We start from the raw sequence: 24,146 nt of genomic DNA, 5'->3' as shown, positions 1-24,146 counted from the left end.
GTCCGGTCGGACGTCAGGTCCCCAGCCGGGGAGCCCGCGCCGGATGCCGCCGAGTCGCTGCACGCAGCGAGCCGGGGACCCACCGCACCACTGGGGTGAATCCCGCCCGGGCACGTGCCCGGCCGGGTAGGGCGACTTCCCGCCCGAACCCGTCAGCTGACCCGGTAGGCGGCCGCGGAAGACCCACGGAGCCCCTCTCTCAATGTCCCGTCGCACCACCGCGCACACGTCGTCCCCGCAGGAGCCGGTCACCGAGGTCATCGCGCCGGCCGCCGAGCCCTCGACCGAGGTCATCGCGGTCCCGTCGAGCAGCCGCACCCTCCGCCGGCTGTCCCCGGGTGGGCTGCGTCGGCCGACCCTGTACCTGGCGGTCGCCGCGGCCGGCGCGATCGCGGTCAACGTGTTCGTCGCCGGTGAGCCGGACGCCCAGGCCGAGCCGGCCGCGCAGTCGGTGGTGATCGCCGACCGGCTCGGGCTCAGCTCGCAGCAGACCGAGACCGCCCTGACCGACGGTGCGCTCACCGACCGGCTGGGTGAGCTGGCCGCCAACCGCAGCCAGCGGGAGGCCGAGCAGGCCGCCGCCGTGCAGGCCCAGGCGGCCGCGGACCAGGCCGTGCTCGAGGCGAAGGCCGCCGAGGAGGCCCGGCTCGCCGCGGAGGCGAAGGCCGCCGAGGAGGCCCGGCTCGCCGCCGAGGCCAAGGCCGCCGAGGAGGCGCGGGCCGCCGAGGAGGCCGCCGCCGCAGCTGCCGCAAAGCCCGCCGCGCCCAAGCCGGCTGCCCCCCGGCCCGCGGCCTCCGGGGCGTCGTCCGGCAGTGGTTCGTTCCAGGACTACGCGCTGGGCAAGCTCGGTGGGGACGCCGGCGAGTTCTCCTGCCTGGAGAGCCTGTGGGGCAAGGAGAGCGGCTGGAACCCCAACGCGCAGAACCCGCGCAGCACCGCCTACGGCATCCCGCAGTTCCTGGACTCCACCTGGGCGGGCACCGGGATCGCCAAGACCTCCGACGGCTACCGGCAGATCGACGCCGGGCTGATCTACATCGAGAACCGCTACGGCTCGCCGTGCGGCGCGTGGTCGCACTCGAAGTCCACCGGCTGGTACTGACCGACCGCAGCAGCGAGACCCGGGTCCGAGCGGACCCGGGTCTCGCTGCGTCCGGTTCCCGGACGGCACCCTCCGCACTCGCCGCGCCACCTCCTGCCCACCGACCCGACGGCATCGGGCACCATCGAGGGGTTGCACCCCGAGAGAGGAGCGTTGAACCGTGGGCAAGCACCGCGCACCGGAGAGTGCCGCGACGGACTTCGACGCCGCCACCACCGCCCTGACCGACGTCACGGGCGACTACACCGTCGACGCCGCGCACACCCGCATCGGCGTCCGCGCCCGGCACGCCATGGTGACCACCGTCCGCGGTGCGTTCACCGAGTTCGAGGGCACCGCACACCTCGACACCGCCGACCCCGGCGCCAGCCGGGTCAGCCTGCGGATCGCCACGGCCAGCATCGACACCGGCACCCCGGACCGGGACGGCCACCTGCGGTCACCGGACTTCCTGGACGTCGAGCAGTACCCGGAGATGCGCTTCGACTCCACGCACGTCGAGCAGGTCGACGCCGACGTCTACCGGGTCACCGGCGACCTGACCATCAAGGCCGTCACCCGGCCGGTGTCGGTGGACTTCACCCTCACCGGCTCGGCGCTGGACCCCTTCGGCAACACCCGGGTCGGCTTCGAGGGGGCACTGGCGATCAAACGCAGCGACTGGGACCTCACCTGGAACGCCGTGCTCGACACCGGCGGGGTGCTGGTCAGCGACCGGATCCAGATCGAGTTCGACGTCTCGGCGATCAAGCAGGGCTGACCCGGCAGCTGTGCTCTGCGCCACGTCGTGACCGCTAGGGTGGCACTCGGTGCCACGCGTACCGGGTCCCCGTGTGGACGCCGGCGCGCGGGCGCGCCGGACGGGCGACGGTGCCCGGCCGGACGGTGCGAGCAGCAGGGGGTCCGCAGGTGGCGAACGCGTGGTTCGAGTCCGTGGCCGAGGCGCAGCGGCGCGCCCGACGGCGGCTGCCCAAGGGGGTCTACGGGGCGCTGGTCGCCGGCTCCGAACGCGGTCTCACCGTCGACGACAACACCGCGGCCTTCGCCGAGCTGGGGTTCGCCCCGCACACCGCCGGGCTGAGCAACGAGCGCCGGCTGGGCGTCACGGTGATGGGCCAGCCCGTGTCCATGCCCGTGCTGATCAGCCCCACCGGCGTCCAGGCGGTGCACCCCGACGGCGAGGTCGCCGTCGCCCGGGCCGCCGCCGCCCGGGGCGTGGCGATGGGCCTGTCCTCCTTCGCCAGCAAGCCGGTCGAGGACGTCGTCGCCGCCAACCCGCAGACCTTCTTCCAGGTGTACTGGGTCGGCAGCCGCGAGGAGATGCTCGGCCGGATGCAGCGGGCCAAGGACGCCGGTGCGGTCGGCCTGATCGCCACCCTGGACTGGTCCTTCGCCTACGGCCGCGACTGGGGCAGCCCGTTCATCCCGGAGAAGATCGGCCTCGAGGCTGCCCGGCGCTACGCCCCGCAGGTGCTGGTCAAGCCGCGCTGGCTGCTGGACTTCGCCCGCACCCGGGCGCTCCCCGACCTCACCGTGCCGAACATGGTCGCCACGCCCGGTGACCCGGCACCCACCTTCTTCGGGGCCTACGGGCAGTGGATGAACTCGCCCATGCCGTCCTGGGACGACGTCGCCTGGCTGCGCGAGCAGTGGGACGGGCCGTTCATGCTCAAGGGCGTCATGCGGGTCGACGACGCGAAGCGGGCCGTGGACGCCGGCGTCACCGCCATCTCGGTCTCCAACCACGGCGGCAACAACCTCGACGGCACCCCGGCCTCCATCCGGGCCCTGCCCGCGGTGGCCGAGGCGGTCGGCGACCAGGTGGAGGTGCTGCTGGACGGCGGCATCCGCCGCGGCGGCGACGTCGCGAAGGCCCTCGCCCTGGGCGCGAAGGCGGTGATGATCGGCCGGGCCTACCTGTGGGGGCTCGCCGCGAACGGCCAGGCCGGGGTGGAGAACGTGCTGGACCTGCTGCGCGACGGGCTCGGGTCGGCGCTGGTCGGCCTCGGGCACGCGTCGGTGGACGAGCTGCGCCGGGAGGACGTCGTCGTCCCGCCGGGCTTCGAGCGTCGCCTCGGCGCCGCGGAGCAGCCCGGGCGATGAGTTCGGCGGGCCCGGGCGGTCTTCTGGGGGACCGCCCGCCCGCCGTCCTGCCGGAGGCACCCCGTGCCCGCTCCCTCCCGCTTCGTCACCGTGTGGTCCGCGCTCGAGGCCCAGGTGGCCGCCGGCACGCTGCCCGGGTACGCCGCCGCCGTCCGGCACCGCGGTGAGGTCGAGGTGCACGCGGGCGGGTGCCAGGAGCTGGGTGGCCCGACGCCGGTGCAGCCGGACTCGCTGTTCCGGCTGTCGTCGCTGTCCAAGCCGTTCGCCGGGGTGCTGACGCTGTCGCTGGCCCAGGACGGCCTGCTGGACCTCGACGCCCCGGTTGGCCGGTGGCTGCCCGAGCTCGCCAGACCGCGCGTCCTGGTCGACCGGGGCGGGCCGCTGACGGACACCGTCCCGGCCGACCACCCGATCACCGTGCGCCACCTGCTCACCAGCACGCCCGGCTTCGGCGGGCTGTGGGACGGCTCGCCGTTGGACCGGGCCGTGCACGCCGCCGGGCTCGGACCGGGGCCACTGCCCCCGGAGCTGGCACCGGAGGAGTACCTGGCCCGGCTGGGGGAGCTGCCGCTGGCCGCCCAGCCCGGCGCCAGCTGGCTCTACCACCTGAGCACCGAGGTGCTCTCGGTGCTGCTGGCCAGGGTCACCGGCCGCCCGCTGCGCGAGCTGCTGCACGACCGGGTCACCGGGCCGCTGGGGCTGGCCGACACCGGCTTCTGGGCGACCGACCCCGCCCGGCTGGGGCCGGCGTACCAGCCGGCCGGTGCCGGGTTCGAGGTGCTCGACCCGGCCGACGGGCGGTCGTCCCGGCCACCGCTGTTCGAGGGCCTGGCCGCCGGGCTGGTCTCCAGCGCGCCGGACGTGCTGGCCTTCCTCGCCGCGCTCGCCGACGGCGGTGGACCGGTCCTGGAGCCCGCCTCGGTGGCCGAGCTGACCACCGGGCAGCTGACCGCCGCCCAGCGCGCCGAGGCCGCCGACTTCCTCGGCCCCGGCCGGTCCTGGGGCCTGCAGGTCGGGGTGCAGGTCGAGCCGGCGGAGCCGTGGGCACAGCCGGGCCGGTGGGGCTGGGACGGCGGCACCGGCGTCACCGGCCACGTCGACCCCGACCACGACCTGATCGGGGTGCTGTTGACCGCACGGGGAGTCCTGCCCGAGCCGGAGTTCCTCGGCGGCTTCTGGTCCGCCGTCCACCGCTGCCTCTGAGCCCGCCGCCACAGACCGGACACCGTCCGGCCGGACCGGGCGGCCATGTTCGCGAACATGGCCGCCCGAGGCGGTCAGTGGCCCTTGAGCAGTTCCTCGAAGGAGGTCTCCGGGTCGGCGAAGGGGTCGGCCGGCCGTGAGACCGCGGGCCGGCCGGTGACCACGTCGGCCAGTTCGCCGGCGGCCCGGTCGATCCGGCCGGACAGGGCGCCGCTGCCGCCGCCGGCCCAGTCCTCGGACGCCGCGAACACCCCGGTGGGCACTGGCAGCGCCCGCAGGTAGGCGAACAGCGGGCGCATCGCGAACTCGATGGCCAGCGAGTGCCGCGCCGTCCCGGCCGTCGCGCCCAGCAGCACCGGGGTGCCGATGAGCGCGTCCTTGTCCAGGACGTCGAAGAACGTCTTGAACAGGCCGCTGTAGGAGGCGGAGAAGACCGGGGTCACCGCGATCACCGCGTCGGCGCCGACGACGGTGTCGATCGCCGCCTGCAACTCGGTGTTGGGGAACCCGGTGACCAGCGCGTCGGCCAGGTCTCGGGCGTGCCCGCGCAGCTCCACGACCTCGACGGTCGTGTCGTCGCCGCGGGCCCGCAGCGCCTCGACGGTGGCGGTGGTCAGCCGGTCGGCCAGCAGCCGGGTCGAGCTGGGGTTGCTCAACCCGGCGCTGACCACGGCCAGGGTCCGGGTGGTCACGCCTGCGCCGCCGTCTCGACGGTCCGGCCGGTGACGTCGTCGGCGGCGTGCACCGTGCTGTCGTGCCCACCGCCGGCGGCGGCGACCAGGCTGGCGTGGGTCGGGGCGTCCGGCACGTGCGCCGGCTTGAGGGCGGCGAACTCGCGACGGAGCACCGGCACGACCTCCTCGCCCAGGATGTCCAGCTGCTCGAGCACCGTCTTCAGCGGCAGGCCGGCGTGGTCGATGAGGAACAGCTGCCGCTGGTAGTCACCGACGTAGTCGCGGAAGCCCAGCGTCCGCTCGATCACCTGCTCCGGGGAGCCCACGGTCAGCGGCGTCTGGGTGCTGAACTCCTCCAGCGAGGGGCCACCGCCGTACACCGGTGCGTTGTCGAAGTAGGGCCGGAACTCCCGGACGGCGTCCTGGCTGTTCTTCCGCATGAACACCTGCCCGCCCAGACCCACGATCGCCTGGTCGGCGCTGCCGTGGCCGTAGTGCTCGAAGCGGCGGCGGTAGAACTCCACCATCCGCTGGGTGTGCTCGGCCGGCCAGAAGATGTGGTTGTGGAAGAAGCCGTCGCCGTAGAAGGCCGCCTGCTCGGCGATCTGCGGGCTGCGGATCGACCCGTGCCAGACGAACGGCGGGACGCCGTCCAGCGGGCGCGGGGTGGAGGTGAAGCCCTGCAGCGGGGTGCGGAACTGGCCGGACCAGTCGACGACGTCCTCGCGCCACAGCCGGCGCAGCAGCTGGTAGTTCTCCACCGCCAGCGGGATGCCGTCCCGGATGTCCTTGCCGAACCAGGGGTACACCGGGCCGGTGTTGCCGCGCCCCATCATCAGGTCGACGCGGCCGTCGGCGACGTGCTGCAGGGTGGCGAAGTCCTCGGCGATCTTCACCGGGTCGGTGGTGGTGATCAGCGTCGTGGACGTCGAGAGGACGAGCTTCTCGGTCTTGGCCGCGATGTAGCCCAGCGTCGTGGTGGGGGAGGAGACCACGAAGGGCGGGTTGTGGTGCTGACCCTGGGCGAAGACGTCCAGGCCCACCTCCTCGGCCTTCAGCGCGATCGTAATCAGCGACTTGACCCGCTCGGCCTCGGTGGGCGTGCGGCCGGTGGTCGGGTCCGGCGTCACGTCGCCGACGGTGAAGATCCCGAACTGCATGGCGTGCTCCCTCTCGTCTGAGCCGCACTGGTTGAGAGTGCAACTACTGGCCGGTGGAACCGTACCGCAGCCCGGTCCATTCCCCATGTCCTGAGACGACGAACGCCCCTCCGGTCGGGGGACCGGAGGGGCGTTCGGCGCCTGCGTTCAGGACCGCAGCGGGTCGACCGTCTCGTGCTCGCCGACGGTGCCGGCGAGCCGGGCCAGGGCCCAGTCGCCGTCCCCGAGCAGGTGGTCCAGCGCGGTGAGCCGGGAGGTGTAGTGGCCCACCGAGTACTCGGCGGTCACCCCGATCCCGCCGTGCAGCTGGATCGCCTCCTTGCCGATGTGCCGGCCCGCCCGGCTGACCTGCAGCCGGGCACGGTCGGCGGCGGCGACCACGTCGCCGTCGGCGTCGACCACCAGGGTGGCCCACATGACCGTGCTGCGGGCCAGCTCCAGCGACACGTACATGTCCGCCGCCCGGAAGGTGAGCGCCTGGAACTTGCTCAGCGGGACGCCGAACTGCTTGCGCGTCTTGAGGTACTCCGCCGTCGTGGTGAGCGCCGTCTCCATCGCACCCAGCGCCTCGTGCCCGTAGGCCACCCGGGCCCGGGCCTGCGCCTTCTCGATCGCCGCCGACTGGTCGCCGGTGGCCTCACCCAGCGGCTGGGCGGGGGTGCCGGCGAACTCGACCCGGGCCGACCGGCTGCCGTCGTGGTTGCGGTGACCGGTGCGGGTCAGGCCCGCCGCGTCACCCTGCACCAGGAACAGCCGGGTGGCCCCGGGGGCTCCTGCGGGCGCAACCACAGCACTGACCACCAGCAGGTCGGCGCGGGCACCGTTGGGCACCGGCTCCTTGACCCCGGTCAGGGTCCATGAGCCGCCGTCCTCGGTGGCGGTCACCGCGCGGGCGGAGGGCTCCCAGCGGGTGCCGACCTCGGCGTGCGCGAAGGCCGGCAGCAGGGTGCCCTCGGCCAGCGCCCCGAGCACCTCGGCGCGCTGCGCGTCGCTGCCCAGGTCGGACACCAGGCCACCGGCGAGGACCACCGCCTCCACGAACGGCTCGGGCGCGAGCACCCGGCCGATCTCCTCGGCGACGATGGAGACCTCCACCGGGCCGGCGCCCATCCCGCCGTCGGCCTCGGCGAAGGGCAGGCCCAGCAGGCCCATCTCGGCCAGCCGGCTCCAGGTCTTCTCGTCGAAGCCGGGGTCGGTGGCGACCACCCGCCGGCGCTGCTCGCTGTCGGAGTACGCACGGGCCAGCAGCCCGCTCACCGCCTCGCGCAGGCCGTTCTGCTCGTCGTCGTAGCTGAACTCCACGGTGACCTCACAACCCCAGGATCGAGCCGGCGATGATGGTGCGCTGCACTTCGTTCGAGCCCCCGTAGATGGAGACCTTCCGGTAGTTCAGGTACGACGGGGCCGACACCTGCGCCCACTCGGGGACGTCGGACTCCCCGCCGGTGAACGAGGGCACCGACAGCGGCCCGGCCACGTCGACCAGCAGCTCGGTGGCCGCCTGCTGCAGCTCCGACCCGCGCAGCTTCAGCACCGAGGAGGCCGGGTGCGGCTTGCCGCCGGCGGAGTTGGCCACCACCCGCAGGGCGGTGAGCTCCAGCGCGAGCAGCTCGTTCTCCAGCTCGGCGATCCGGGCCCGGAAGTACGGGTCCTCGGACAGCGGGACACCGCCGGAGGTGATCTGCCGGGCGTGCTCCTTGGCGTCGACCAGCATCCGCTTGGTCGAGCCGATCCGGGCGATCCCGACCCGCTCGTTGCCGAGCAGGAACTTCGCGTAGTCCCAGCCGCGGTTCTCCTCGCCGACCAGGTTCTCCGCCGGCACCCGGACGTCCTCGAAGAAGACCTCGTTGACCTCGAAGCCGCCGTCCAGCAGCTCGATCGGCCGCAGCGTCACCCCCGGGGTGTCCATCGGGAAGAGCAGCAGCGAGATGCCCCGCTGGCGCTTCTCGGCGGTCGGGTCGGTGCGCACGAGGCAGAAGATCCAGTCGGCGTGCTGGCCCAGCGTCGTCCAGGTCTTCTGGCCGTTGACCACCCAGTCGTCACCGTCGCGCACCGCGGTGGTGCGCAGCGAGGCGAGGTCGGACCCGGCGTCGGGCTCGGAGAACCCCTGGCACCACCAGATGTCCAGGTTCGCGGTGGCCGGCAGGAAGCGCTCCTTCTGCTCCTGGGAGCCGAAGGTGGCGATGACCGGCCCGATCATGCTGGCGTTGAACGCCAGCGGCTCGGGGACGCCGGCCAGCTGCATCTCCTCCCGCCAGATGTGGCGCTGCAGGGGCGTCCAGTCACGGCCGCCCCACTCGACCGGCCAGTGCGGCACGGCCAGGCCCGCGGCGTTGAGCACGCGCTGGGCCTCGACGAACTGCTCCTTGGTCAGCTCCCGGTGGGCCGCGACCGCCTCCCGGATGGACTCGGGCACCTGGGTGGTGAAGAAGGTGCGCATCTCGTCCCGGAAGGACTGGTCCTCCGGCGACAGCTGCAAGCGCATGGGACCTCATTCCTGACAGCAACTCTGCCGTCTCGACGTGGAGGGGTCGAACATCCCACATTCCCTACCGGGCGGTAACCCGGGGTCCGCGGACGCGCCGTCGGTGACCGCGCGTGGTCGCCTCCGGGCCACCCGCCTCGTTGGGGGGAAGTACACCGGATCAACTGGAGAGCCGATCGGCGGAGGCCGAGGCTGTGGTCAGGACGCGCTGCCGCGTCCGGCGGACGACGGAGGAGGTGGGGCGTGGCTGCACGGACGCGGGCGCTCAGCGAGCCGTCGGCGTCCCCGGAGGTCGTCGCGGCGGTCTTCCACGGGGTGAGCGTCAGCGACGCCATGGCGATCCTGGTCGTCGAGCAGGTGGACGGCGTGTTGCGGGTGAGCTGGAGCAACGAGCGGGCGGGGACGTTGCTGGGCTACGGCGTGGCGGACCTGCACGCGGTGCCGGTCGAGCAGTTGCTGCCCTCGCTGCGCGGCGGCGAGCTCAAGCTGCTGCTCCGCCGGGAGCGGACCGTGCACATGACGCTGCCGGTGCGGTGCGCCAGCGGTGCGCTGCTCGACTGCTCGGTCGCCGCGGTGCCGGTGCCGCCGCCGGCCGGCAAGCGCTGGACGGTGCGGCTGCTCTCCACGGCCAACGAGGCCGAGCGGGCGCTGCGGGCCACCGCCGATGCGCACGAGCGGCGCTTCGCCACCCTCACCGAACGGTCGCCGGTGCCCACCCTGCTGTCCGAGCAGGGCATGCGGCTCGGGCACGTCAACGACGCCTTCTGCGCCCTGGTGGGCCGGCAGGCCGAACAGCTGCTGGGCACCGGGTGGATGGACGCCGTGCACCCCGAGGACCTGGAGTCGGTCATCGAGCAGGCCGTGGCCGTGCTCGAGGGCGGCGACCGGGAGGTACGCGCCCGCCTGGTCCGGGACGACGGGTCCGAGCGCAGCACGGTGATCCGCTTCGCCCACGTGTTCACCCCGGGGGTCGGGGCCGGCTTCATCGGCACCATCGAGGACATCACCGACCGGCTGGCCTTCGAGGCCCGGCTGGCCTACCAGGCCAACCACGACCCCCTGACCGGCCTGCCCAACCGCACGTTGCTGGCCGAACACGTGGCCGAGCGCTTCCGGCCCGGCGCCGGTGGGCTGGCCTGCATCTTCCTGGACCTGGACAACTTCAAGGTCGTCAACGACTCGCTCGGCCACACGGCCGGGGACGCGCTGCTGGTCGAGGTCGCCTCGCGGCTGCGGTCGACGGTGCGCCCGGGTGACCTGGTGGCCCGCTTCGGCGGTGACGAGTTCGTCGTCGTCTGCCAGCACGTCACCGAGGACGACGCGGTGGCGCTGGCCGAGCGGATCGGGCTGGCCCTGCACCGGCCGCTCACCCTCTCCGGCGTCGAACTGCACCCCCGGGCCAGCGTCGGGGTCACCGTGCAGACCGCCGAGCACCGCGCGGCCGAGGAGCTGATCCGCGACTGCGACATCGCCATGTACCAGGCCAAGGCCGGCGGCAAGGGCCGGATCACGGTGTTGGACTCGCAGGCGCGCGCCCAGGCCCGGGACAAGCTCCGCCTGGTCGCCGACCTGCGCGAGGCCATCGACCGGCGCGACGTCACGCTGATGTACCAGCCGATCTTCAGCACCGCCGACGGCAGCGCGGTGGCGGTGGAGTCCCTCGCCCGCTGGCACCACCCCGAACGCGGCCCGATCAGCCCCAGCACCTTCGTGCCACTGGCCGAGGAGAGCGGCCTGGTCTCGGCACTCGGCCTGCTGGTGCTCGACGAGACCTGCCGGCAGCTGGCCGAGTGGGACCGCCGGCTGGGGGCCGACGCCCCGCAGCGGGCCAACGTGAACGTCTCGGCCCTGCAGCTGGACGTGAACCTGCACGGGTACGTGCAGTCGGCGCTGTGCCGCCACCAGCTGGAGCCGAGCCGGCTGTCCATCGAGATCACCGAGTCGGCGCTGATGAAGGACCCCGCGTCCGCCCGCGCCGTGCTGCTCCAGCTGCGCGACCTGGGGGTGCAGGTCTCCATCGACGACTTCGGCACCGGCTACTCGTCGCTGGCCTACCTGCGCCACCTGCCGGTCGACTGCCTCAAGGTCGACCGCTCCTTCGTCGCCGAGCTGGCCGACGGGCACCCCGAGATCACCTCCGCGGTGATCGCGCTGGCCCGCAGCCTGGGCCTGTGCACGGTGGCCGAGGGCGTGGAGACCCGGGAGCAGGCCGAGGAGCTCGCCCGGCTGGGCGCGACCTACCTGCAGGGCTTCAGCCTCGCCGCCCCGCTCACCGGCGACGAGGCCGCCACCTGGTTCGCCGACCGGTGACCGGCCCCTCGACGACGTCCCGCCCGTCCGACCGACACCCCGACCTGGAGCCGACGTGACCCCGTCCGCCGCACCGTCCCTGACCGTCGCCCCGGTCTTCGACCTGGAGCGGGTGCTGGCGAGCATCGACAGCATGGCCGCCCAGCGTCCCGTGGCCGCCCAGATCGTCTCGGAGGCCAACTCCGACCGGGTCAGCGCCAAGGAGCTGTCGCACATGCTGGGCGCCGACGTCGCGCTGGCCAGCCGGGTGATGAAGCTGGCCAACTCGGCGTTCTACGGCATGCGCGGGCGGGTCACCTCGCTGCAGTTCGCGGTGACCGTCGTCGGCTTCGCCACCGTGCGCACGATGGCCACCGTCGCCCTCACCGACCTGGACGACGAGTCCCGGCTGCCCGAGGACTTCTGGGAGGCGAGCACCACCCTGGCCCTGGCTGCCTCGACCCTGGCGCCGCGGTTCGCCGAGCGCCCGCAGGACGCCCTCTGCCTCGGGCTGCTGGCGCAGATGGGCGTGGCGCTGCTGCACCACAACGACCCTGAGGGGTACGGCGAGCTGTGGGCCACCCAGCGCTCCTTCGCCGACCGCCGCACGGCGGAGGTGCACCGCTACGGCATCTCCGCCCTCCGGCTCACCTCCGTCGCGCTGGAGCAGTGGGGCTTCCCGGCCGGGATGCTCGTGCCGCTCAAGCAGGTGGACGACGGTGCGTCCTTCCAGGGCGCGCTGCTCCGGTCGGCGTTCGAGGTCGCCGGGCGGCTCACCGACGGCGACCACCAGGAGACCGCGATCGAGCGGGTCAGCTGCGGTCAGCTGCGCGAGCGCGACGTGGCCCCGATCCTGTCCCAGGTCCGCGCCGATGCCGAGGAGCTGCGCACCGCGCTGCTGGGCTAGGTGTACTGACGAGGGCTGGCCGGTCAGCCCGCCTCCGGCATGAGTCGACCCGATCGACCGACCGGTAGACGAGTCCTGCATCAGCGACGTCCTGTCGAGGAGGCTCCGGCTGGCTGGGGCCGAGTACATCGATGCATCCGCGCCCCATTGACTGCGCACAGCTCCCGCAGAGCACGGCTGCCCATCGTGAGTCCCATGACGGAGATCGCCGCGACCACCGCCCCAGCAGGACGACGACCTGTGCGGGCCGCCACCAGATGGACGACCGCCATGCTGCTTGCCGGCGGTCTCGCCTTGGGTGGATGCAGCACCACCACGGCCGACACTGCCACCAGCTCCTCGACGAGCAGCTCGACCAGCACCTCGAACACGGACGTGGCGGCGACCTCGACCGCCGACGCCACCACGACCGCGCAGACCATCAGCGACACCGCGGCCGCTGCCGCGGCCTTCCTCGCCACCTTGAGCGACGAGCAGCGCGAGGCGGTGCTCTACGCCTACGACGACGAGACCAAGACCACCTCCTGGTCGAACTTCCCCGTCACCTTCGTCGAGCGCGCCGGCCTGAACCTCACCGATCTCACCGAGGAGCAGCAGACCGCCGCCCTGGCCGTGCTCGAGTCGCTGCTCAGCGAGGAGGCCTACCAGACCGTCACGGCCATCATGGGCGGGGACGAGTTCCTGCTCGAGAACTCGAGTTCCACGGAGGAGAGCCTGGGCCAGTACTACATCGCCTTCTTCGGCGATCCGTCCGACACCAGCGCCTTCGAGGTGCAGTTCGGCGGCCACCACCTGGGCATCAACGCCACCCTCGACGGCGCCGCCGACACGATCACGTTCGCCCCGACCCACCTCGGGGTGCAGCCGGCGGTCTACACGGACGCCGACGGCAACGAGGTGCAGCCGTTCGACGGCATCTACACCGACGCGTTCGCCTTCTTCGACAGCCTCACCGCTGAGCAGCAGGCGACCCTGACCTCGGGTGAGGTCAGCTCCTGCGCCCCCGGCGACACCTGTGACTTCGCCACCGGGACCGGACTCACCGGCGCGGACCTGACCGAGGAGCAGCAGCAGCTGCTGCTCGAGCTCGTCGCCAACTGGGCGGGCATGGCCGACGAGGAGAGCACCGCGACCACCCTCGCCGAGATCGAGGCCACCCTCGCCGACACGGTCGTGGCCTGGTCGGGTGAGACCACCTACGACATGAGCACCGGCGACGGCATCTCGTTCTCGATCTCCGGGCCGAACGTGTACGTCTCGTTCCAGGCGCAGAACGGGTCAGCCGGTGCGGACGTCGAGGGTGTCAGCACCAGCGGCTGGGGTCACGTCCACACCATCTACCGCGACCCCACGAACGACTACGCCGGCAGCGTGACGCAGCAAGCCGCCTCCGGCATGGGCGGAGGCGGCGCACCCGGCGGCGGCGCACCCGGCGGCGGAGCACCCGGCGGCGGCGCACCCGGCGGCGGCGCACCCGGCGGCGGGGCCCCGTCCGACGGATGACGACCACCCGACCGCACCGGCACGTCCGCGAACCTCAGGGGTCCGTGGACCGGACCGTCGACTCCGGGCACGGCTCTCGGGCCGGTTGATCCGCTGGCCGACCAGGCGACGCCGCCTACGGCACGGAGACCCGACCGTCCCGGACCGCCGCCGGCGACGTGCACGACGCCGCCACCCAGCGGCACGCGAGGTGACCGCGTCACGGGACTCGGTCACCTCGCTCGGCTGCGGCCCCGGTCGCCGGTGGTGAGGACCTGCCGATGCGCCTGCTCGGTGACCAGGGTGCCGCCGCGGGCGTGCAGGTGGAGGCCCCTGGTCAGGTGGCGGGCTCGGGGTTGTCCGGCTGCGGGTCGGCGCCGACCGTGGGCAGGTAGCCCGGCGCCTCGCGGGCGGCGGCCTGGTCCTCGAAGTCCGCGGCGATGTCCAGCACCCGGGCGTCGTCCCAGCGGGTCCCGAAGAACGAGACGCCGACCGGCAGCGTCTCCCGCGGGCCGGCGAAGCCCGCCGGCACCGACACGTTCGGGTAGCCGGCGACGGCGGCGGGGCCGGAGGTGCTGTAGACGAAGGCGTCCGCCTCGCCGTCCAGGTACTCGTACCGGGTCTGCCAGGCCGGGGTGTTGGTCAGGCCGACGATCGCGGCCAGGTCGTCCTCCGGGCCGGCCCCCTGGGCGAGCACCTCGTCGATCGAGGCGCGGGCCAGCTGCCGGATCCGCTCCCGGGTCTCCCGGATCGCGGGGTCCTCCTCCGGCACCGCGGTCGCCTGCGCCTGCTCGAACAGCTCCTGGCCGAAGTAGGCCAGCTCCACCGGGTCCTGCTCGTTGAAGGCGATCAGCCCGGCCAGGTCGGCCGGGTGGTCGCCGGGGGTGGCGGCCAGGTAGGCGTTCAGGTCGCGCTTGAACTCGGCCAGCAGCGCCGGGAACTCCCCGGCGCCGATCTCCTCCTGGTAGGGCAGCTGCACCGGGACAGGCGTCGCGCCGGCGGCCTCCAGCTGCTTCACCGCCGCGGCGAACACCGCCTCCGTCTGGTCGTCGACCGCGGCGGACTCCTCGGGCGACAGCGTCCACACCCCGATCCGGGCGCCCTTCAGCGCGTCGAGGTCGAGCTCGGCGAAGTCGGTGCCCAGGTCGGCCGGGATCTCCGCGGTCGCGGCGTCCGCCTCGTCCCGGCCGGCGAGCACCTCCAGGGTCAGCGCGGCGTCGATCGCGTGCCGGGCCATCGGGCCCGCGGTGTCCTGCTCGGCCGAGATCGGCACGATGCCGGTGCGGCTGACCAGCCCCAGCGTCGGCTTGACGCCGACCACGCCGTTGGCGCCGGCAGGGCAGACGATCGAGCCGTCGGTCTCGGTGCCGATCGCCACCTGGGCCAGCGAGGCGGCCACGCCCACCGCCGAGCCGGAGGAGGAGCCGCACGGGTTGCGGTCGAGCACGTAGGGGTTGGCGGTCTGCCCGCCGACGCCGCTCCAGCCACTGGTGGACGCCGCGCCGCGGAAGTTGGCCCACTCGGACAGGTTCGCCTTGCCCAGCACGATCGCGCCCGCGTCCCGGAGCCGCCGGGTGATCACCGCGTCGTCCGGCTCACTGTCCAGCAGCGCCCGGGAGCCGGCGGTGGTCGGCAGCTGCTCGGTGTCCACGTTGTCCTTGAGCAGGACCGGGATGCCCTCCAGCGGGCCCCGCGTCTTGTGGCGCTTGCGCGCCTGGTCGCTCGCGGCCGCGTCGGCCAGCGCCTCGGGGTTGACGCTGAGCACCGCACCGAGGTCGTCGTTCAGGTCGTCGATCCGGTCCAGGTACGCCTGGGTCAGCTCGACCGAGGTCAGGCTGCGCTGGTCCATCCGGTCCTGCAGCTCGGGGATGGTGAGCGCGTCGAGGTCGAGCCCGCGCAGCGGCAGCGTGCCCGAGCCGGCGGCGTCCGGGCGGCCCCGTTCGGCACCGGCCTGGTCGGCGGGTGCGGCGGCGACGGTGCTGGCCGGGACCAGCAGGGCGGCGGCGAGCGCGGCGGTCACCGCGGCCCTCCGGCGCAGGGGGTGGGCGGCGACGCGCATGGGCTCCTCCGAGCACTGGTGGGGCTGCGGTGCCCTGCACGCTAGGCCGGTCGCCCAGCTCCCGCTCGGTCAACGCACAGCTCCCCGGCGCGCCCGCCCGACGAGCCGTCGACGGCCTGCGGGGGGCATGGTGGAGGGGTGCTCGACAGCGACTTCGGCCCCGACCCCATGGCCCTGCTCAGCCGGGAGGTGCTCCGCGAGCGGGCCGCCGCCCTCATCGCCGAGGCGTGCGCCTGGGCGGTGGGGCTCTCCGACCACCCGCACCACACCCGGCTGCGCGGCCGGGTGGTGGCCACCGGGCTGACCATCGGCGCCCGGGCGGCGACCGGCCAGCCGCTCAGCGGCGAGGAGGACGGCCGGCTGGAGCTGGGCGACGCCCGCCCGGGCAGCTTCCAGGACGCGCTGAACACCGTCACCGCCGAGGGGACCCTCTACGCCGAGCGGTTCGACCGGGAGGTGATCGACCCCTTCGTCCGGGACACCTGCGTGCGCGCCGCCGAGCGGGCCCGGGACACCCGCCCGCGGGAGTGGGCCGAGCTCCTCGACGAGCTGGGGGAGGACGGCGCCGACCTGGCCGAGGTGGTGCAGGTGGGGGAGTGGGAGGCGCCGCTGCGGATCGACGCCGAGCACCTCGTCCTCGCCGCGCTCGGCAGCGCGCCGCTGGTCGAGGTGGAGGCCGAGGGGCTGCCGCTGTCGCTGGTCCGCGCCGCGGAGGCGGTGACCCGGGCGGCCGCGCCGCCCGCCGCCCCGGAGCCCGGTCCGGCGGTCGACGAGCTGGCCGGTGCGCTGTTCCTCGCCGAGGCCGCGATCGGGGCTGCCGGGCTGCCCCGGCCCGTGCCGGTGGCGGCGGCCGACCGACTGCTGGACGTGCTGCTGGCCGAGGGGCTGCTGCCCGAGGAGGTGCCCGCCCTGCTGCCGCACCTGCCGGTCGAGCCCGGCACCGCCGCCGAGGTGCGGGCCACGATCGCCGCCCTGGGCCTGGGCGGCTGACTCAGCGCGCGGGCAGCCGGACGACGTCGGCGTCCACCCCGTGGTCGTGCAGCCGCTCCGGCGCCGGGCTGTCGTAGACCACCAGCAGCCGCGCCCCGGACGGGTCGTCGTCCAGCAGGCCGATGCCCTCGGCGTGGTCGGTGCCCACGCCGAAGGGCAGGTCGACCTCCTGGGTCAGCAGCGCCCCGCGGACGACCTGCGTGGCGGCGGCGGTCAGCGCGCCGTGCCAGCGGACGACGCGCACCGGGCCGTCGAGGTCCATCGTCGGCCCGGCCAGCACCAGCAGGTCGCCCCCGTGCGGGCACAGGTCGCGGACGCCGAGCCCGGCCAGGTCCAGCACGTGCTTGCGGTACGGGCGGCCGTCGTCGAACGCGGCCAGCACCAGCCGGCCGGGGTCGGCCGGGTCGACGGTGGGCCGCAGCTCCAGCACCATCGCCCACCCGCGCAGCACCGGGCCGCGCAGCCCGAGGTACACCCGCTCGCCGGCCACCGCGATGCCCTCGACGTCCAGGCCGTTGTCCTTGCCGGGGAGGGGGAGGAACGGTGCCAGGTGCTCGTCGTCGGCCAGCAGGTCGCGCAGGTCGGGGCCGTGTGTGCCGAACACCGCGGCCCGCTGGGGCACGCCGTCGACGGTCACCTCCCGGACCGGGGCGGGCAGGCCGTCGACCTCGGTGACCGGCAGGCGCACCAGCACCTGCCGGTTGACCTGGCCGGTGACCTTGGCCAGCCGGCGCAGCGCCTTCTCGCCCTCGTGCCTGTCCTTGATCCGCTTACGCCGCAGGCTGTGCGACCCGACCGCCCACAGGAAGCCCCCGGCGCGCGCCAGGCCCTCGATGTCGGCCTCCTCCTCCGCGTCGCCGGGAAGGTCGACCAGCTCGGCCAGCCGGAAGGTGGTCTCGTCGCCGTACCGGGTGGGGTGCTGCGGGTCGTCGGCGACCAGCCGCTCGATCGTCGCGGTCTCGTCGCCGGCCACCCACAGCACCGGGCCGTCGCTGCGGACGGCGGACAGGTTCGTGTGGGTGGCGGCCTCGCGGGAGGCCGAGCCGAAGGACAGCCGTACGGTGCGCTCGATGGTCACCCCGTCACCCTGGCACGGCCGGCCTCACGACCGGTCGGGGTCGGTGGCGAACAGCACCACCAGGCCGAGCACGGCCACCCCGGCGTTGGCCAGCAGAGCGTGGTCGGCCAGCAGGTCGACCCGCGGGAAGACCTGCCGCTCGAGCACGTTGAGCACCGGGCTCATCACCGGCTGCACCCACAGGTGGTCGATGACGCCGCTGATTCCCATGAGCAGGAGCACGAAGCCGGAGACGTGGAGGGCGCGCACCCGTCGAGCCTGGCGCAGCCGGGTGGCCACCCGCAGCGGCCGATGGTCGGTGGCTGCGCGACCTAGGTCGGTTCCTCGCGGTCGGGAACCCGCCGGCCCGGAGCGCCGTTGGGCGCGCATGGACCTGGTCTGCCCGAAGTGTCAGGGGACGATGCGCACCTACGAGCGCAACGGCGTCCACGTCGACCAGTGCACCGAGTGCCGCGGCATCTTCCTCGACCGCGGCGAGCTGGAGCGACTCGTCGACGCCGAGACCGCCTGGCACGGCGCCGCCCCGGCGGGCCAGGCGCAGCAGCCGACCCCGCGCCCGGCCTCGCACCAGCAGCCGTTCTCGCACCCTCAGTCGTCGCACACCCAGCAGCCGCAGCCCTCGCTGGGCGCCGTGGTCAGCGAGGTGCTCGGCCAGGTGCGCAGCAGCAGCTCCAGCTCGCACGGGTACGGGCACAAGCCGCGGAAGAAGTCGCTCATCAGCGAGCTCTTCGGCTGAGCCGCGGCGGCTCAGCCGTCGACCGCCGCCTCACGTACCCGCAGTTCCCCGTGCCGAACTGGTCGAGCGCCACAGTCGCCGACCGGTTCGCCGTCCCGTCGCCGGGCATGGAGCCCCCGGACACCGGAGCGGACGAGGGAGTGCAGTCGATGACGGAGCAGGCAGCGGGCAGCGTGCTGGTGACCGGGGCCGGCGGGGTGATCGGCGCCGCCGCGGCCGCCGAGTACGGGCGCCGTCCCGGTTGGCGGGTGCGCGGGGTCAGCCGCCGCCGGCCGGCGGACCTGGCCGGTGAGCACCTGGCGGTCGACCTGCGGGACGCCGACGCGGCCCGCGACGGGCTGGCGGCGGCCGCGGACACCACGCACCTGGTGTTCGGGGCCTACGCCGAGCGGCCCACCGCGGCCGAGCTGTCGGAGGTCAACGTCGGGATGCTGCGGCACACCCTCGACGGGCTGGCCGCCGCCGGGGCGCCGCTGGAGCACGTGACCCTGTACCAGGGTGGCAAGGCCTACGGGGCGCACATGGGGTTCTTCAACACCCCGGCCAAGGAGAGCGACCCGCGGATCGTCCAGCCGAACTTCTACTACGACCAGGAGGACCTGCTCCGCGAGGTCGCGGCCGAGCGGGGCTTCCGGCTGACCGTGCTGCGGCCGGAGGGGGTGATCGGCTACGCCGTCGGCAACCCGATGAACCTGTTGATGGTCATCGCCGTCTACGCCGCGATCAGCAAGGAGCTGGGCCAGCCGCTGCGCTTCCCGGGCAGCCTGGCCGCCTACGACGCCCTCTACCAGGTCACCGACGCCGAGCTGCTCGCCCGTGCCACCGTGTGGGCCGGCGGTGAGCCGGCCGCCGACGGCGAGGTCTACAACGTGACCAACGGCGACCAGCTGCGCTGGCGGCACCTGTTCCCGGCGTTCGCGCGGGCGTTCGGGATGGAGTCCGCCGAGCCGCAGCCGGTGCCGCTGGCCGAGGCGATGGCCGGCCGGCGCGACGTGTGGGAGCGGCTGGCTGCCCGGCACGACCTCGTGCCGACGCCGTACGAGGACCTGGTCGGCTGGGACTTCGGCCAGTTCATCTTCACCTCCGGCTTCGACAACGTCAGCTCCACGATCAAGCTGCGCCAGGCCGGGTTCGCCGACTGCCTGGACACCGAGGAGCGCTTCGTCGAGCTGTTCGAGCAGCTGGCAGCCCGCAAGGTCATCCCGCCGCTGCGCTGAGTGCCCGTCGAGATCGGCCTGTTGGCGGTCATGCCGGGCCGGAGGCAGCCACCAGCCCGATCTCGACGGGGCGGCGGCCCGTACCGTCGCGGCGTGGCTGACGACGACCTCACCCAGTTCACCCCCGCCGGTGCCGAGCGGCTGCGGGCTGCCGCGGCCGAGCTGGCCGCGGCGGTGACCGCGCACGCCGACGCCGTGGCGGCGGTGACCGGCGAGGCCGGCATGCCCGAGGTGTTCGCCGCCAGCGACCGGCTGCTCCCGGCGGTGCTCGCCTACGCCGACGCCCAGTTCGACCTGACCGGCAACGACTTCCCCTTCGGCGTGCTGCACAGCTACGCCGAGGACGACGAGCAGGACGACGACGAGGCGGTGCCGGACGACGGCGCCGCGGACCCCGGCGAGGACGACGCCCCCGGTGCGGCCACGGAGGTCGCCGTGCTGCAGCGCCACGACCTGCTGGTCACCGACGCGGCGGCGGTGCTGGCCGCCGGTCGCCGGGCTCGGTCGCGCACGGCCCCGGACGGCGACGAGACGGTCGACGCCGAGGGGGCCGACCTGGGGCGGGCGCTGTCGCAGCTCGCCGCCGCCGACGGCTGGGACTCCCTCGGCGACGTGCCCGGTCTGCGGTCGACCGGCCGGTCGGTGCTGGTGGTCGGCCGCGAGGTGCCCGCCGGTGTCGACGACCCCGCGGACCTGGTCGAGTGCGACGACGGCGAGCTGCTCTTCTCCCAGCAGGACGTGTTCCCCGGCTGACCTGCCCGGGGTAGGGCCGCGGCATGCCTGACTACGACGTGAACGAGGCCGGGGTCGCCCACGCCCGGCAGCTGATCGACGCCGGGGAGTACGACGACCGGACCGAGTGGTCCGACGCCGCGCCGTCCACCGACGAGGAGAACGAGGAGCGGGAGGACGAGGGGCAGGAGGGCTACGGGCAGTGGCACCTGGCCGTCGACCCGGACAAGGGCGAGGGCACCAAGGGCCGCTACCGGTTCCCCTACGGCGACTTCGCGAAGGTCAATCGGGCAGCGCTGATCCACGCCAAGCAGCGGGCCAGCCAGAACGACCACCCGGAGATCGAGCAGGCCGCCGACGAGCTGCTGCAGCGACTGGACGCCAAGCGCTCCTGACTCAGGCGGGCAGCATGCTGCCGGTCTCCAGGTAGCGGGTGTGCCAGCTGAGCGCCTCGGCGAGCAGGTGCGGGGTGTGCCGGCCGTGGCCGCCGCGCTCGGCCCGCTCGTAGTAGTCGGTCAGCAGGGGCCGGTAGTCGGGGGAGGCGCAGCGGTCGATGACCAGCTGCGCGCGCTTGCGCGGTGGCAGCCCGCGCAGGTCGGCCAGCCCGTGCTCGGTCACGATCACCGACACGTCGTGCTCGGTGTGGTCGACGTGGGACACCATCGGCACGATCGCCGAGATCGCCCCGCCCTTGGCGGTGGACGGGGTGAGGAAGAAGGAGACGTAGGCGTTGCGGGCGAAGTCGCCCGACCCGCCGATCCCGTTCTGGATGCGGCTGCCCATCAGGTGGGTGGAGTTGACGTTGCCGTACAGGTCGGCCTCGATCATCCCGTTCATCGCCAGCACGCCCAGCCGCCGCACGATCTCGGGGTGGTTGCTGATCTCCTGGGGCCGCAGCAGGATCCGGTCGCGGAACTCGTCGATCTGCGCCTCGAACTCGGCGATCGCGGCGGGGCTGAGCGAGAACGCGGTGGCAGAGGCGGAGACGAGCGTGCCTGAGCGCAGCAGGTCGAGCATGCCGTCCTGCACCACCTCGGTGTAGGCGGTCAGCTGCTCGAACCGGGACTCCTGCAGCCCGGACAGCACGGCGTTGGCCACGTTGCCGACGCCGGACTGCAGCGGCAGCAGCTCGGCCGGCAGCCGGCCGCGGGTGACCTGGTGCTCCAGGTACTCGATCAGGTGCCCGGCGATGGACCGTGCGACCTCGTCCGGCTCGCTGAACGGGGTGTTCCGGTCCGGGGCGTTCGTCTCCACGACGGCGACGACCTTGTCCGGGTCGACCTGCAGGTGGGGCACCCCGATCCGGTCACCGGGCCGGGTCAGCTGCACCGGCCGGCGGTTCGGGGGCAGCGCCGTCCCGTAGTAGACGTCGTGCATGCCGTCCAGCCCGGCCGGCTGCCAGCTGTTGACCTCCAGCACCACCCGGTCGGCGAGGTCCAGCCAGGTCTTGTTGTTGCCGATGGAGGACGACGGGATCAGCTGCCCGTCCTCGGTGATCCCGCTGACCTCGACGACGGCGACGTCCAGCGGGCCGAGGAACCCCTCCCAGGCCAGCTGGGCGACGTGGGACAGGTGGACGTCGACGTAGTCGATCTCGCCGGCGTTGATCCGCTGCCGGGCGACCGGGTCGGACTGGTAGGGCAACCGCAGCCCGATGCCGTCGGCGGCGGCGAGCGCGCCGTCCAGCTCCGGCGCGGTGGAGGCCCCGGTCCACAGGTCGATCCGGAACGGGTCCCCGGCGGCGTGCGCGGCGGTGATCCGCTCGGCCAGCAGCCCCGGCACCGCCTTGGGGTGCCCGGCGCCGGTGAACCCGCTCATGCCGACCGTGTCGCCGGGCCGGATGACGGCGGCGGCCGCCTCGGCCGGCACGACCTTGGCGGCCAGGCTCGCGTTGCGGATCCGACCCGTCACCGGTGACCTCCTCCGTGGCGCGCCGGCCTGCTGCCCCGCGCCTGCCCGCCGGTCACGCTACGGCGGCCCGGGTGCCCCTGCCGGACCGGCCGCGGCGGCCGGTCCGGCAGGGGTGGGTGTCAGGCGGTGCGGGGCTGGTCGCTGCGGGCGCCCAGCTGGCCGACCGGCCCGCTGACCTTGCGCGAGCCCTTGACCGTGGCGAACGACGTCTCGTACCCGACCGTCGCCTGCGGGTCCAGCCGCGGGTCGACGGCCAGCCCCTTGTCGCCGTTGCTGCGGATGAACCAGAAGTCCGCCTGCACCCGCTGCGGGGTCACGTCCAGGACGACGAAGCCGTGGCCGATGCCCTCCAGGTAGCGCACCCAGGGGTTGGCGGCCTGGAAGGCGGCGGTGGTCGCGGTGGCGGCGGCGGCCGAGCCGACGGCCTCCTTGAAGCCGTTGCTGGTCACCGACGGGCAGACGAACTCCACGCCGACGGAGTTGCCGTCGGCGGGGTAGGCGGCGAAGTCGGTGGGCAGGTCGTTGGCCCACGAGGAGTGGATGTCACCGGTGAGCACCACCGGGTCGCTGCGCCGCGAGGCGGCCATCGCGTCCAGCACCGTGCGCTGGTCGGCCTGGTAGCCGTCCCACTGGTCGGTGTTGAACACCGAGCCGGGCACCGTGCCCGGCCGCGGGACGGCGAAGACCCGGGCGAACACCGTCTGGTTGCCGACCAGGTGCCAGTCGGTCTGCCCGGAGCTGATGCCCTTGGTCAGCCAGTCCAGCTGCGGCGGCTCGGGCAGGTGGCGCCGCGGGTCGGCCAGCGCCGGGTTGACCTGGCCGTCGACGGTGCCCGGGACCTGCTCGCTGCGGTTCTGCCGGGTGTCGATCACCGACAGCTCGGCCAGGTCGCCGAAGCTGAAGCGGCGGAAGAACTGCCGGCCCTTGCTGGCGTGCGGCTGCCACATCGCGGGCTCCCGGATCGGCATCCACTCCAGGTAGGCCTGGAACGCCTTGGCCCGGCGGAACAGGAAGTCGCCCTCGGGCTTGATGCCGTCGGGCTTGCCCGGCTCGGTGTAGGGGGTGTCCGGGTCGTCGTCCCGCTCGTGGTTCTCCGCGCCGAAGTCGTAGGCGTCGTTGGTGATCTCGTGGTCGTCGAAGATGACGATCCACGGGTGCTGCTGGTGCGCCCGCTGCAGGTCCGGGTCGGTCTTGTAGAGGGCGTGCCGGATCCGGTAGTCCTCCAGCGACACCATCTCGTGGACCGGCTCGTGGTCCCGGATGCCGATCAGCGCGTTGGGCCCGTACCGGTCGCCGGAGCCCGCGGCGCCCGCGACCCGCGGGGAGTTGCCGTACTCGTACAGGTAGTCGCCCAGGTGCAGCACGAAGTCCAGGTCGTCGCGGGCGGCGATGCCGCGGTAGGCGGTGAAGTAGCCGCCGGTCCAGTTGCTGCAGGACACGAAGGCCATGCGCAGGGCGTGGGTCTGCCCGGGCTCGTCCGGCGCGGTCTGGGTGCGGCCGACCGGGGAGGTCTCCCCGGCGCAGCTGAACCGGTAGAAGTAGCGGGTGTAGGGGGTCAGCCGGTTCACCACGACTTTGACGGTGTGGTCGCGGCTCACGTCGGCGACGACGTTGCCGCTGCGCACGACGCGGGTGAACGCCTCGTCGGTGGCGACCTCCCAGCGGACCGGCACGGCCGGCCCGCGGCGGCTGCCGGGCAGGGACTCGGGGGTGGGCGTCACCCGGGTCCAGATCAGCAGCTCCGTGGCCGTGGGGTCGCCGCTGGCGACGCCGAAGCCGAAGACGCCGGAGCGGGCGGTCTCGGCAACGGTGGCGCGGGCGGCCTCGGCGGTGAGCCCACCGAAGGTCAGGGCGGCGGCCGTCACGGCCCCGCCCTTCAGCACGGTGCGGCGGGACAGGGGGGCATCAAGCGACATGGGGGCACTGTGGTTTCGCTGAGCGACGAGTGGACGGTGCCCGGGTGAACGGCCGGCGTCCCACGCTCGGCCGTTTCCCCTGCCGGCTCCATCGCGGCAACG

General features: G+C 73.9%; 21 protein-coding genes and 1 riboswitch. Of the genes, 12 read left to right on the top strand and 9 right to left on the bottom strand.

What is annotated here, in order from left to right:
• Positions 1 to 37: 37 nt before the first annotated feature.
• A riboswitch (cyclic di-AMP (ydaO/yuaA leader) is annotated at positions 38 to 186 on the top strand.
• A gap of 16 nt (positions 187 to 202) precedes the next feature.
• The 4 genes from HLA93_RS15070 to HLA93_RS15055 all read left to right on the top strand — a co-directional run bounded on the left by HLA93_RS15070 (position 203) and on the right by HLA93_RS15055 (position 4,408).
• Positions 203 to 1,102 (top strand): transglycosylase SLT domain-containing protein, encoded by a 900-nt coding sequence (locus HLA93_RS15070; RefSeq protein ID WP_246626650.1) that lies wholly within the window; start codon positions 203 to 205, stop codon positions 1,100 to 1,102.
• Between the two features lie 160 nt (positions 1,103 to 1,262).
• On the top strand, positions 1,263 to 1,862 hold the full coding sequence (locus HLA93_RS15065; protein WP_222195189.1) for a YceI family protein: 600 nt from the start codon (positions 1,263 to 1,265) through the stop codon (positions 1,860 to 1,862).
• A 149-nt stretch (positions 1,863 to 2,011) separates the two neighbouring features.
• The gene (gene mftD / locus HLA93_RS15060) at positions 2,012 to 3,205 is read left to right on the top strand and encodes a pre-mycofactocin synthase MftD (protein ID WP_222195188.1); all 1,194 of its coding nucleotides are present in this window, start codon (positions 2,012 to 2,014) and stop codon (positions 3,203 to 3,205) included.
• A 63-nt stretch (positions 3,206 to 3,268) separates the two neighbouring features.
• A complete protein-coding gene (locus HLA93_RS15055) occupies positions 3,269 to 4,408 on the top strand; it encodes a serine hydrolase domain-containing protein (RefSeq protein ID WP_222195187.1) in 1,140 nt (379 codons plus the stop codon).
• A gap of 74 nt (positions 4,409 to 4,482) precedes the next feature.
• On the opposite strand, the gene HLA93_RS15050 is transcribed toward HLA93_RS15055, so the two are convergent.
• The 4 genes from HLA93_RS15050 to HLA93_RS15035 form a co-directional block, all read right to left on the bottom strand.
• Positions 4,483 to 5,100, bottom strand: coding sequence for an FMN reductase (locus HLA93_RS15050; RefSeq protein ID WP_222195186.1), 618 nt, complete (start codon positions 5,098 to 5,100; stop codon positions 4,483 to 4,485).
• Positions 5,097 to 6,242 carry an LLM class flavin-dependent oxidoreductase gene (locus tag HLA93_RS15045; RefSeq protein WP_222195185.1) on the bottom strand — a complete coding sequence of 382 codons (1,146 nt, stop codon included), beginning with the start codon at positions 6,240 to 6,242 and terminating at the stop codon, positions 5,097 to 5,099. Before HLA93_RS15045 ends, HLA93_RS15050 begins: the two co-directional genes overlap by 4 nt.
• Before the next feature lie 147 nt (positions 6,243 to 6,389).
• On the bottom strand, positions 6,390 to 7,544 hold the full coding sequence (locus HLA93_RS22095; protein ID WP_222195184.1) for an acyl-CoA dehydrogenase family protein: 1,155 nt from the start codon (positions 7,542 to 7,544) through the stop codon (positions 6,390 to 6,392).
• Between the two features lie 7 nt (positions 7,545 to 7,551).
• Complete coding sequence (locus HLA93_RS15035; RefSeq protein ID WP_222195183.1) at positions 7,552 to 8,727, bottom strand: acyl-CoA dehydrogenase family protein; 1,176 nt, start codon at positions 8,725 to 8,727, stop codon at positions 7,552 to 7,554.
• A gap of 243 nt (positions 8,728 to 8,970) precedes the next feature.
• Between HLA93_RS15035 and HLA93_RS15030 the strand changes: the two genes are divergently transcribed.
• The 3 genes from HLA93_RS15030 (at position 8,971) to HLA93_RS15020 (ending at position 13,426) form a co-directional block, all read left to right on the top strand.
• Positions 8,971 to 11,037 carry a putative bifunctional diguanylate cyclase/phosphodiesterase gene (locus HLA93_RS15030; protein ID WP_308128156.1) on the top strand — a complete coding sequence of 689 codons (2,067 nt, stop codon included), beginning with the start codon at positions 8,971 to 8,973 and terminating at the stop codon, positions 11,035 to 11,037.
• A gap of 55 nt (positions 11,038 to 11,092) precedes the next feature.
• Positions 11,093 to 11,923, top strand: a complete 831-nt coding sequence (locus HLA93_RS15025) for an HDOD domain-containing protein (protein ID WP_308128155.1) — start codon at positions 11,093 to 11,095, stop codon at positions 11,921 to 11,923.
• Positions 11,924 to 12,217: 294 nt separating this feature from the next.
• Complete coding sequence (locus HLA93_RS15020) at positions 12,218 to 13,426, top strand: DUF3500 domain-containing protein (RefSeq protein WP_222195182.1); 1,209 nt, start codon at positions 12,218 to 12,220, stop codon at positions 13,424 to 13,426.
• Positions 13,427 to 13,742: 316 nt separating this feature from the next.
• Here HLA93_RS15020 and HLA93_RS15015 read toward each other — a convergent pair whose 3' ends face one another.
• Positions 13,743 to 15,464 carry an amidase gene (locus HLA93_RS15015; RefSeq protein WP_246626649.1) on the bottom strand — a complete coding sequence of 574 codons (1,722 nt, stop codon included), beginning with the start codon at positions 15,462 to 15,464 and terminating at the stop codon, positions 13,743 to 13,745.
• Positions 15,465 to 15,602: 138 nt separating this feature from the next.
• Here HLA93_RS15015 and HLA93_RS15010 point away from each other — a divergent pair, with 138 nt between their 5' ends.
• Positions 15,603 to 16,454 (top strand): hypothetical protein, encoded by an 852-nt coding sequence (locus tag HLA93_RS15010; protein ID WP_222195181.1) that lies wholly within the window; start codon positions 15,603 to 15,605, stop codon positions 16,452 to 16,454.
• Position 16,455: 1 nt separating this feature from the next.
• On the opposite strand, the gene HLA93_RS15005 is transcribed toward HLA93_RS15010, so the two are convergent.
• Both HLA93_RS15005 and HLA93_RS15000 read right to left on the bottom strand, forming a co-directional pair.
• Positions 16,456 to 17,532, bottom strand: a complete 1,077-nt coding sequence (locus tag HLA93_RS15005; protein ID WP_222195180.1) for a DUF3616 domain-containing protein — start codon at positions 17,530 to 17,532, stop codon at positions 16,456 to 16,458.
• 24 nt (positions 17,533 to 17,556) lie between these two features.
• The gene (locus HLA93_RS15000) at positions 17,557 to 17,781 is read right to left on the bottom strand and encodes a hypothetical protein (protein ID WP_222195179.1); all 225 of its coding nucleotides are present in this window, start codon (positions 17,779 to 17,781) and stop codon (positions 17,557 to 17,559) included.
• Positions 17,782 to 17,932: 151 nt separating this feature from the next.
• Here HLA93_RS15000 and HLA93_RS14995 point away from each other — a divergent pair, with 151 nt between their 5' ends.
• The 4 genes from HLA93_RS14995 (at position 17,933) to HLA93_RS14980 (ending at position 20,612) form a co-directional block, all read left to right on the top strand.
• Positions 17,933 to 18,268: a zf-TFIIB domain-containing protein gene (locus tag HLA93_RS14995; protein ID WP_246626648.1), complete on the top strand. Its 336-nt coding sequence runs from the start codon at positions 17,933 to 17,935 to the stop codon at positions 18,266 to 18,268.
• Positions 18,269 to 18,318: 50 nt separating this feature from the next.
• Positions 18,319 to 19,485, top strand: coding sequence for an SDR family oxidoreductase (locus tag HLA93_RS14990; protein WP_222195177.1), 1,167 nt, complete (start codon positions 18,319 to 18,321; stop codon positions 19,483 to 19,485).
• Positions 19,486 to 19,578: 93 nt separating this feature from the next.
• Positions 19,579 to 20,238 carry a hypothetical protein gene (locus HLA93_RS14985; protein ID WP_222195176.1) on the top strand — a complete coding sequence of 220 codons (660 nt, stop codon included), beginning with the start codon at positions 19,579 to 19,581 and terminating at the stop codon, positions 20,236 to 20,238.
• Between the two features lie 23 nt (positions 20,239 to 20,261).
• Positions 20,262 to 20,612: a hypothetical protein gene (locus HLA93_RS14980; RefSeq protein ID WP_222195175.1), complete on the top strand. Its 351-nt coding sequence runs from the start codon at positions 20,262 to 20,264 to the stop codon at positions 20,610 to 20,612.
• A 1-nt stretch (position 20,613) separates the two neighbouring features.
• Here the strand turns inward: HLA93_RS14980 and HLA93_RS14975 are convergent, their stop codons facing one another.
• Together HLA93_RS14975 and HLA93_RS14970 are read right to left on the bottom strand one after the other, a co-directional pair.
• A complete protein-coding gene (locus HLA93_RS14975) occupies positions 20,614 to 22,128 on the bottom strand; it encodes an acetyl-CoA hydrolase/transferase family protein (RefSeq protein ID WP_222195174.1) in 1,515 nt (504 codons plus the stop codon).
• A gap of 119 nt (positions 22,129 to 22,247) precedes the next feature.
• Positions 22,248 to 24,044 carry an alkaline phosphatase D family protein gene (locus tag HLA93_RS14970; RefSeq protein WP_222195173.1) on the bottom strand — a complete coding sequence of 599 codons (1,797 nt, stop codon included), beginning with the start codon at positions 24,042 to 24,044 and terminating at the stop codon, positions 22,248 to 22,250.
• Between the last annotated feature and the right edge of the window lie 102 nt (positions 24,045 to 24,146).

The organism is Modestobacter italicus (assembly GCF_019799965.1).
In the GTDB taxonomy this organism is placed as follows: domain Bacteria; phylum Actinomycetota; class Actinomycetes; order Mycobacteriales; family Geodermatophilaceae; genus Modestobacter; species Modestobacter italicus_A.
Note: the sequence above shows the minus strand (reverse complement) of the source record. Positions and strands in the feature narration are given on the sequence as shown.